This is a genomic window from Arthrobacter sp. 10T413_2, from assembly GCF_056394205.1.
In genome coordinates this window covers 1-8,553 of record NZ_JBFTHK010000176.1, presented here as the reverse complement: position 1 = coordinate 8,553, position 8,553 = coordinate 1, and the positions used below count along the sequence as shown (strand labels likewise).

Here is an 8,553-nt window from a genome sequence, read left to right as displayed (position 1 = left end):
TTCGGATGGAGACCGCGCCGGGACCACATGGCGGGTGCGATTTCCCGGCGGCGGTGCACGCTCATGCGGCGTCGGTCCAATAGGAAAGCCTCCGCGCGAGTCGAGGACTCAAGCGCGGAGGCTCCCGACTCTCCAAGCCGCGGGACCGGAGGGTCGGCACAATTTTTAGCGTTTGGACGGGCCGGCGGCCCCTACGCCCTGCTTCTACGACCGGCTACMGCGCCGAAGATGAGCAGCACAATGACGGCGCCCAGAATGGAGAGGAGCCAGGTCCGCAGGTCGAAGAAGTTCCCAAGGCCTCCGCCGAATATCAACGATCCGATCCAGCCGCCGAGGATCGCGCCGACGACGCCTAGCACGAGTGTGACTACCCAGCCGCCTCCCTGCCGGCCGGGAAGCAGCGCCTTGGCGATGGCTCCTGCAATAAGCCCGAGAATGAGAAAAGCGAGAATCCCCATGACTGTACTTCCTTTCCGTGGACTGGCCATGGAATGCGGCCGTAAGGATGATTCAATCAGCATGCTTAGTAGTTCGCAATACCCGATGCCCTGCGATTGACGAAGTATTTCGACTCGTCAGTTCGGGTTCCGCCCCGCTTGTTCGCCGTTGCTGAGGCGCAAACGTGAGTGCGCCACATGGAGGGCCCGCTGGGCCACCTGCTTCATCCAGGCCTGCTACCAGTAAAGTCGCGGGCGGCTGTGGTCCGCGGGGGAGCGAGGAGAACCCGTGAGATTGTCGATCCGATCCGCCGTCGGACGCGGGGGCATTTGCCCTGTTCGAGAATAAGTCCACTGTCTATCCTGTTTGTAACGACCGCCGCGACACACGGTCCACAGGCCGCCGGCACGTCCCGGGAAGCCTTCYCGCTCCGGGGGCCCGTCTCGATGAGGAGGCGTCCATGTCCAGTCCTGATTTGCMAACGCGCGGACCAGCCAGATCCGGTCCCTACGTMATCGCCGGAATCCTGTTGGCAGCCGCCATTGTGATTCCTTTGTTTGTGCCCGCGTATTCCTTCGATGAGCCGCGCCTCGCGGGTATGCCCTTCTTCTACTGGTATCAGATGATGTGGATTCCGGTCACTGCGGCGTTGGTGGGTATCTCCTACTGGCTGGTTAGCAAGGAGGACCGTCGCAGGCGCGATTCCGTACGCGGCATCACTAGTGCAGGGGAGGAGCGATGAACGGGGCCACCATACCTCTGGCCGCCCCGGACCGGCCCATTAACGTCGTCGCACTCACCATTGTGATCATTCTCTTCATCTTGGTGGCGGCGCTGGGTTTCGTTGCTGCGCGGTGGCGCCGGGAAGAGACGACAGGGCTGCACAGCCTGGACGAGTGGGGCCTCGGCGGCCGCGGTTTCGGAACCTGGGTGACCTGGTTCCTGCTCGGCGGCGATCTGTATACGGCCTATACTTTTGTGGCCGTTCCGGCCGCAATGTGGGCCACGGGAGCTGTCAGCGGCTTCTTCGCGGTGCCTTATACGATCGTGCTGTACCCGATCGTATTCCTGCTGATGAGCCGGTTGTGGTCCGTCTCGCACCGGCATGGGTTCGTTACGCCGGCCGACTTCATTGGCGGCCGCTACGGCAGCAGGGCACTGACCTTGGCCGTGGCTGTCACCGGCATCGTCGCAACGATGCCCTACATCGCGCTGCAGTTGGTCGGCATCAAGGCGGTGCTCACAGTCCTTGGCCTGGGGAGTKCGGAGAACGTGCTGTTAACCGACCTGCCGCTGATCATCGCGTTTGTGGTCCTGGCTGCCTATACCTACACGTCGGGTMTGCGGGCTCCGGCCCTGATCGCCGTTGTGAAGGATCTGCTGATCTATCTGGCAGTGATCGTGGCAGTAATCTACCTGCCGGCAAAGTTTGGTGGCTGGGGCACCATCTTTGGCGCTGCTGAGACGAAACTTGGCGCGGTCAATCMGGCGACCGGCAAACCTGTTGGAATATTCATTCCAGGCGCTACCAGTTATTCCGCGTACTGGACGCTGGCTCTGGGCTCGGCCCTGGCGCTGTTTATGTACCCGCACTCGATCACGGGCGTCCTGGCGACCAAGAGCAGAAACACGATTCGCAGGAATGCCGCGGTGCTGCCGTTGTACTCGTTGATGCTGGGGTTCCTGGCGCTGCTGGGCTACGTGGCGATCTATGCCGGTACCAAGCCCATCGACTTGAATGGCGCCGTCAACCCGCAGCTCGTTGTCCCGCAGCTGTTCTTGGATGAGTTCCCGGCCTGGTTCGCCGGCATCGCTCTGGCCGCCATCGCCATCGGTGCCCTGGTCCCCGCCGCGATCATGTCAATCGCCGCAGCGAACTTGTTCACCCGCAACATCTACCGGGATCTGATCCGGCCTGAGGCCACTCCCCGGCAGGAAGCACACGTCTCCAAGATCGCATCGCTTGTGGTGAAGTTCGGTGCACTGATTTTCGTCATTGCCATGGACCAGTCGGCAGCAATCAACATGCAGCTCCTCGKCGGCATCTGGATCCTGCAGACCTTCCCGGCGATCGTGGCGGGGCTCTACACCCATTGGTTCCACCGCTGGGCGCTTTTCGGCGGCTGGGTAGCCGGAATAACGTACGGCACTATCGCGGCCTACAACGTGGTCAACCCCGTCACGAAAGCCAATTTTGGCGGCTCCATCGCGGCCATCCCCGGCACTGACATACAGGTCTACAWTGCTGTCGTGGCGTTTGCGATAAACCTCATTGTTGCCGCCGGACTGTCCCTGCTCTTCCACGCAATGAAGCTCCCCGGCGGGAATGACATCACCCGTAGCTCGGACTACGGCGCCGACGAGAACGATCCGAAGGTCGCAGAGATCCAGCGGGAGTTTCCGCTCGCCGAGCCCGGACCCACGGTCTGACACGGTCTGACACGGTCTGAGTCGACGGCGGCCCCGGGGCGGCTCGCCGGCGCCGCCGGGTCTAGGACCAGGCGGAGGACCCGTCTGGCCCGGTCGGGTTCAGTCCTTGTCGAGTTCCTCGAGGAGGGTCTTCGCTGCCGTGGCGATGTCGTCGTGGTCGTTCTGGGCGGCCCGGCTCTCGATGGCAAGAATCGCGCACCGATGAAGCCGCCGGAAATCCCCGAAGGGAAAGCTGTAGCGTCCCTTCGTAGCAGGCGTCATTTCGCTGTCTTCGCCCAGATGCCAAGTGCTGTATTCCGTGTAGCCGTGCTTGTCGATGAACGCGTTTTCCTGGGCAGCATCGGGGGCATGTTCGCTCCAGTCGTCCCTCKAATCCCGGGCGATCCTTGCGTCCTTGATCAACTGCTTGGCATGACGCAGCGCCGCAGTGTTGAGCTTGGTTGTCATGCGGGGCCTCCTGAGTCGTATTTTTCCGGGTCCGCAGGTGTACCGGGTCAATGGGTGCTCAATACAGGCGCCCCGGACGTGAATCAGCTCTGAACGCGGACAGCGGTATCCGCCGACCGGGGCAGTCGATGCTCGGGCCGCTGGACTACTTCTGGGTACGTGGCCCGGAACCCTTACCGGGTTTACGGGTGGCATTCACGGTGCCATCCGCTCCATAGTCGCCCTCTGAATACCGGCCTATTTMAGATTCTGCGGTGCGGCCGCGGATAGTCCCGGCGTCGCCATAGTCGGCCTCCACATACCGTCCCGATTCCGTGGCTTTGTCGCCCAAGGGCTCGGGCAGGCCGCCMTCGCTACCGGCCGCGCCGTAATCCCCTTCGGTATATTGGCCTTCCTCGTCCTCCGCGTGCCGGCCGGGTTGCGCGCCGGCTTTGCCATAGTTGCCTTCCACGTAACGGCCCCGCAGGTCTGGCTCTTCGGGCTTCTTCTTCGTTCCCGCTTCATCCGGGGTGTTCTCAAAGCCGCTGTTGTCGGTCATGATCGTGCCTTTCCCGAAACGAACTCTGCGTCTTCTGCGGCGCAATTTAAGTTTAGCGAGGGCCGCCGCGGAGTAATAGGCAGCCCGCATACGCTGGGAAGTGTCCTAGACGGCGTCGGGCCGCTGATCGCCCTTGTGGCTCCGCAGGTTCTCCTGCACCTTGCCGAATAAGTCCTTGATGGTCGACTCCGTATTAGTGAGCATGTCCGGCTGGACGTAGACCTGTTGGGCGGGAGACAAGCTGTAATGGGACGGGAGGCCACCCGTGCCGTCCACGCCTTCCAGGGCGATGGTCACGCTGCCTTCCTTGCGCGCAATGGCGCSGATCCGGCCGAAGACCACGGTAAATTCGTCCGGCTGGAAGCTCACGGTCAGCCCGACATGCGCCCGGCTCAGGTCGCTTGCCGCGACGGCCTTCTCGTTCCCGGTTCCTGCATAGCTCATGTCCATCTCCCCGACAGTTAGTGGCATTGGCGCGTCATACGCGAGCAGTCTACGTCTGGACCCGGAGGGCGGAAAAGGGACCCGCCGGCTGCCCGATACCGGACCGGGTTCGCTCTGGGGGAGAATGCGTTCATGACCAAAGACGATCTTCGGCCTGTCTACTTCCTTTCGGACAGCACCGGCATCACCGCAGAAACCCTCGGCAACACCCTGCTCACCCAGTTCCCCGCGAATAACTTTGACCGCATCACGGTCCCTTTCATCACGACCGTTGAGCAGGCCAGGACCGTGGTCGGCACGATCGACAGCCTGGCCGTCGCCGGCCTTCAACCGATCGTCTTTTCCACCGCGGTCAGTAGCGACATCCGCCAGGTMTTGGCGACGTGCAACGGGATCATCGTGGATCTCATCGGCACGCATGTCGGGCAGCTGGAGCGGGCCCTCGGTTCGCCGGCCAGCGGCGAACCCGGCAGGGCGCATGGCCTGGGCAACGCGGAGCGGTATCAATCCCGGATGGCCGCTGTCGAATACGCCATGGAACACGACGACGGCCAGAGCCTGCGTGCGCTCGAAAAGGCCCAGGTCATTCTGGTGGCCCCGTCGCGATGCGGCAAAACGCCCACCACCATGTATCTGGCGCTGCAACACGGCATCTTCGCCGCGAACTTCCCGCTGGTGGATGAAGACTTCCAACGCGAAGGGCTCCCCAAGCCGCTGAGGCCTTTTGTGGAGAAGTGTTTCGGTCTCTCCTCAAACCCCCTGCGTCTGAGCCAGATCCGCACGGAACGGCGCCGCGGCTCATCGTACGCGTCGCTGCGGCAGTGCGGGTTCGAGCTGCGGAGCGCCGAACAGTTATACGTCTCCCATAGGATTCCGTACCTGAATTCAGCCACGGTCTCCGTGGAGGAAATGGCGGCCACCATCCTGCAGCGGATGAACCTCAAGCATTAGGGAAAAGTTTCACAAACCCTGTGTGGCGGACGTCATATGGAAAGAGAGCCTCAGACCTGTCAGTGTGGACAGGACTTGCGCCCATCAACCGGCCATCGCCGCGAGCGGGGCGGCGCACCTGCATGCCATCTTCTGCAAAGGAGCAGTAATTATGACGACAGACATCCTGTGGTTCTCAGAACTCGGACTCAAGGACCTGGACCGGGTGGGCGGAAAGAACGCTTCCCTCGGCGAAATGGTGCAGAACCTGACCTCGGCCGGGGTCCAGGTCCCCGACGGCTTCGCCACGACCGCGGATGCCTACCGCAACTTCCTGGCAGATTCCGGCCTGGACCAGGAGATTGCCGACAGGCTGGTCGGCCTGGACACTGACGATGTGACGGCCCTGGCCTCCGCCGGGCAGGAGATCCGGGCCCTGATGCGCGAGACGCCCTTCCTGCCGGACTTTGAAGCGCAGATCCGGAACGCCTACCAGCAACTGGTGGACAAGCACGGCGGCTCGGAGGACCTGTCCTGGGCGGTCCGTTCGAGCGCCACCGCGGAAGACCTTCCCGATGCCTCCTTCGCCGGGCAGCAGGAAACGTTCCTGAACGTCCGCGGGATCGAGAACATCCTGCTTGCCATCAAGGATGTGTTCGCGTCCCTCTACAACGACCGGGCGATCGCCTACCGCGTGCACCACAACTTCGAGCACGCTGAGGTGGCGCTCTCGGCCGGCATCCAGCGCATGGTGCGCTCCGACGTCGGCGCCTCCGGCGTCATGTTCACTATGGACACGGAGTCCGGGTTCCAGGACGCCGTGTTCGTCACGTCCTCCTACGGTCTCGGCGAGGCCGTCGTCCAGGGCGCGGTCAACCCCGACGAGTTCTACGTCTACAAGCCCGCGCTGCAGGCCGGGCGCCCCGCCATCCTCAAACGAGGACTGGGCGAGAAGGCCCTCCAGATGACCTACACGACCAGCCGCGAAATCGGCCGCACCATCGACTTCGTGCCGGTTGAGGCGTCATTGCGGAACCGCTTCAGCCTCAGCGATGCCGACGTCGAACAGCTTGCCCGGCACGCTGTCGCCATCGAAAACCACTACGGCCGCCCGATGGACATCGAATGGGGCAAGGACGGGATCGACGGCGGCCTGTACATCCTGCAGGCGCGCCCGGAGACCGTGCAGTCCCGCCGGGCCTCCGGAAGCCTGAGCCGTTTCCGCCTCAACGGAACCAGCCGGGTGCTGGTCGAGGGCCGCGCCATCGGCCAGCGCATCGGCGCCGGCAGCGTCCGCATCCTCACCGCGATCGACCAGATGGCCGCTTTCAAGACCGGCGATGTCCTCGTCGCCGACATGACCGACCCGGACTGGGAACCGATCATGAAGCGTGCCTCCGCCATCGTGACCAACCGCGGCGGMCGCACGTGCCACGCGGCCATCATCGCCCGGGAACTGGGGATTCCCGCCGTCGTCGGCACCGGGGACGCCACGGAAGCTCTGTCCGACGGCCTCGAAGTGACAGTCTCCTGCGCCGATGGTGAAACGGGTGTTATTTACGAAGGGCTCCTGGACTTCAGCGTCGAGGAAACCGAGATCACCCAGCTGCCCGAGGCTCCCATCAAGGTCATGATGAACGTCGGCACCCCGGAACAGGCGTTCACCTTCGCGCAGCTGCCGAACCACGGAGTCGGCCTGGCCCGGCTCGAATTCATCATCAACCGCCAGATCGGCATCCACCCGAAGGCTCTGCTGAACCTGGCCGAGCAGCCGGCGGACGTCGCCGCGGAAATCCGCGAGCGGATTGCCGCGTACGACAGCCCGCGCGACTACTACATCAAGCGCCTGGCCGAGGGTGTGGCCACCATCGCGGCGGCTTTCGCGCCGGAACCCGTGATTGTGCGCATGTCCGACTTCAAGTCCAACGAGTACGCCAACCTGATTGGCGGTCCCGCCTACGAGCCGCACGAAGAGAACCCGATGCTCGGCTTCCGTGGCGCCTCACGGTACCTGGAGCCGTCCTTCCGGGACTGCTTCGACCTCGAGTGCGAGGCCCTGTCCTTTGTCCGCAACGAGATGGGGCTGACCAACGTCAAGCTGATGATCCCGTTCGTGCGGACCCTGGACGAGGCCCGCGGCGTCATTGAACTGCTGGCGGAGAACGGCCTCACCCGCGGTGAGAACGGCCTTGAGGTGATCATGATGTGTGAGATTCCGTCCAACGCGCTGCTCGCCGACGAGTTCCTGGACTACTTCGACGGATTCTCCATCGGTTCCAATGACATGACCCAGCTGGCCCTGGGCCTGGACCGGGATTCCGCGATTGTCTCGGGCGGCTTCGACGAACGCGACCCTGCCGTCAAGAAGCTCCTGAGCATGGCCATCAAGGCCTGCAAGGCGCGCGGCAAATATGTGGGCATCTGCGGCCAGGGTCCCAGCGACCACATGGACTTCGCTGAGWGGCTGGTGGCGGAAGGCATCGATTCCGTCTCCTTGAACCCCGATACCGTGGTGGATACCTGGCTCCGGCTCGCCGGCGGGGCCGTCGAGGCAGGGGTTGGCGCCGAAGCGAACTGACAGCACGACGCCGAGGGAACGGCAGGCGGCACACCCGCCGGGCAGCACGGTCTATTCATTTCAGACCGTGCCGCTGCGGCCGCACCGACCGCCTGGCGCGTAACGCACGACGATGCGCCGTCGGCTCGCKACACATTTCCCCCGGCCGGCCGATCGGTCCTCTCGCCTGGGGAACAACGGAGCCGTGATATACGTTGCAGTTCCGTCAGGTAAGAACGTCAGAGAAGAGAATGACCCCAGTGGCAACTGATTACGACGAAGTACGATCCGACGTMAAGGAATCCCAGGACCGGTCCCTTGAGGMGCTGCAGTCCGCGAACGCACCGGATGCCCGCAGCGTTGCACGTGAGTTGGACGAGGCCGACGCACTGGATGAAGCTATGACCCCCGGCGGCGAGTTTGTCGCCGAGGAGCTGATCGTTCAGGTCATTCCCCAGGCGCAGGATGAATTCACCTGCTATTCCTGCTTCTTGGTCCGGCACCGGTCCCAGCTCGCTCGCGAAAAGGACGGTCACTCGTACTGCATTGAGTGCGAGGGATAAGGCGAACCAAGTCCCGACGCCGGGAGGCAGCCGCGAGGCCGAATATCGTCCGATACTTTAACGCAAGACCTGCGGGGCGCCGGACGGCACGCTAGCTCCCGCTCTCGGAGTCTAATCCGAGGACGGTGGCGGTCATGCGCCCACCGTACTTGAGGAAATTGTTGCAGGGTTCGCCCATGTGGCCGTTGGGCTGGAGACCACGAAAG

General features: G+C 63.4%; 9 protein-coding genes. 5 read left to right on the top strand and 4 right to left on the bottom strand.

What is annotated here, in order from left to right; all coding sequences use genetic code 11:
• Positions 1-191: 191 nt before the first annotated feature.
• Complete coding sequence (locus AC1DBQ_RS19385; RefSeq protein ID WP_091256129.1) at positions 192-458, bottom strand: GlsB/YeaQ/YmgE family stress response membrane protein; 267 nt, start codon at positions 456-458, stop codon at positions 192-194.
• A 509-nt stretch (positions 459-967) separates the two neighbouring features.
• On the opposite strand from AC1DBQ_RS19385, the gene AC1DBQ_RS19380 reads away from it, so the two are divergent.
• Positions 968-1,180: a DUF3311 domain-containing protein gene (locus tag AC1DBQ_RS19380; RefSeq protein ID WP_476930058.1), complete on the top strand. Its 213-nt coding sequence runs from the start codon at positions 968-970 to the stop codon at positions 1,178-1,180.
• The gene (gene mctP / locus AC1DBQ_RS19375) at positions 1,177-2,868 is read left to right on the top strand and encodes a monocarboxylate uptake permease MctP (protein WP_476930057.1); all 1,692 of its coding nucleotides are present in this window, start codon (positions 1,177-1,179) and stop codon (positions 2,866-2,868) included. Before AC1DBQ_RS19380 ends, mctP begins: the two co-directional genes overlap by 4 nt.
• Before the next feature lie 99 nt (positions 2,869-2,967).
• On the opposite strand, the gene AC1DBQ_RS19370 is transcribed toward mctP, so the two are convergent.
• The 3 genes from AC1DBQ_RS19370 to AC1DBQ_RS19360 all read right to left on the bottom strand — a co-directional run bounded on the left by AC1DBQ_RS19370 (position 2,968) and on the right by AC1DBQ_RS19360 (position 4,324).
• Positions 2,968-3,315 (bottom strand): hypothetical protein, encoded by a 348-nt coding sequence (locus AC1DBQ_RS19370; RefSeq protein WP_476930056.1) that lies wholly within the window; start codon positions 3,313-3,315, stop codon positions 2,968-2,970.
• A 145-nt stretch (positions 3,316-3,460) separates the two neighbouring features.
• Positions 3,461-3,853: a hypothetical protein gene (locus AC1DBQ_RS19365; RefSeq protein ID WP_476930055.1), complete on the bottom strand. Its 393-nt coding sequence runs from the start codon at positions 3,851-3,853 to the stop codon at positions 3,461-3,463.
• Positions 3,854-3,958: 105 nt separating this feature from the next.
• On the bottom strand, positions 3,959-4,324 hold the full coding sequence (locus tag AC1DBQ_RS19360; RefSeq protein WP_476930054.1) for a hypothetical protein: 366 nt from the start codon (positions 4,322-4,324) through the stop codon (positions 3,959-3,961).
• 105 nt (positions 4,325-4,429) lie between these two features.
• Here AC1DBQ_RS19360 and AC1DBQ_RS19355 point away from each other — a divergent pair, with 105 nt between their 5' ends.
• From AC1DBQ_RS19355 to AC1DBQ_RS19345, 3 genes are all read left to right on the top strand, one after another.
• Positions 4,430-5,248: a pyruvate, water dikinase regulatory protein gene (locus tag AC1DBQ_RS19355; RefSeq protein ID WP_476930053.1), complete on the top strand. Its 819-nt coding sequence runs from the start codon at positions 4,430-4,432 to the stop codon at positions 5,246-5,248.
• Positions 5,249-5,399: 151 nt separating this feature from the next.
• Entirely contained in the window at positions 5,400-7,805 is a 2,406-nt protein-coding gene (ppsA, locus tag AC1DBQ_RS19350; RefSeq protein WP_476930052.1) for a phosphoenolpyruvate synthase, read from the top strand.
• 239 nt (positions 7,806-8,044) lie between these two features.
• Positions 8,045-8,347 carry a DUF4193 domain-containing protein gene (locus AC1DBQ_RS19345; RefSeq protein ID WP_476930051.1) on the top strand — a complete coding sequence of 101 codons (303 nt, stop codon included), beginning with the start codon at positions 8,045-8,047 and terminating at the stop codon, positions 8,345-8,347.
• Positions 8,348-8,553 lie beyond the last annotated feature (206 nt).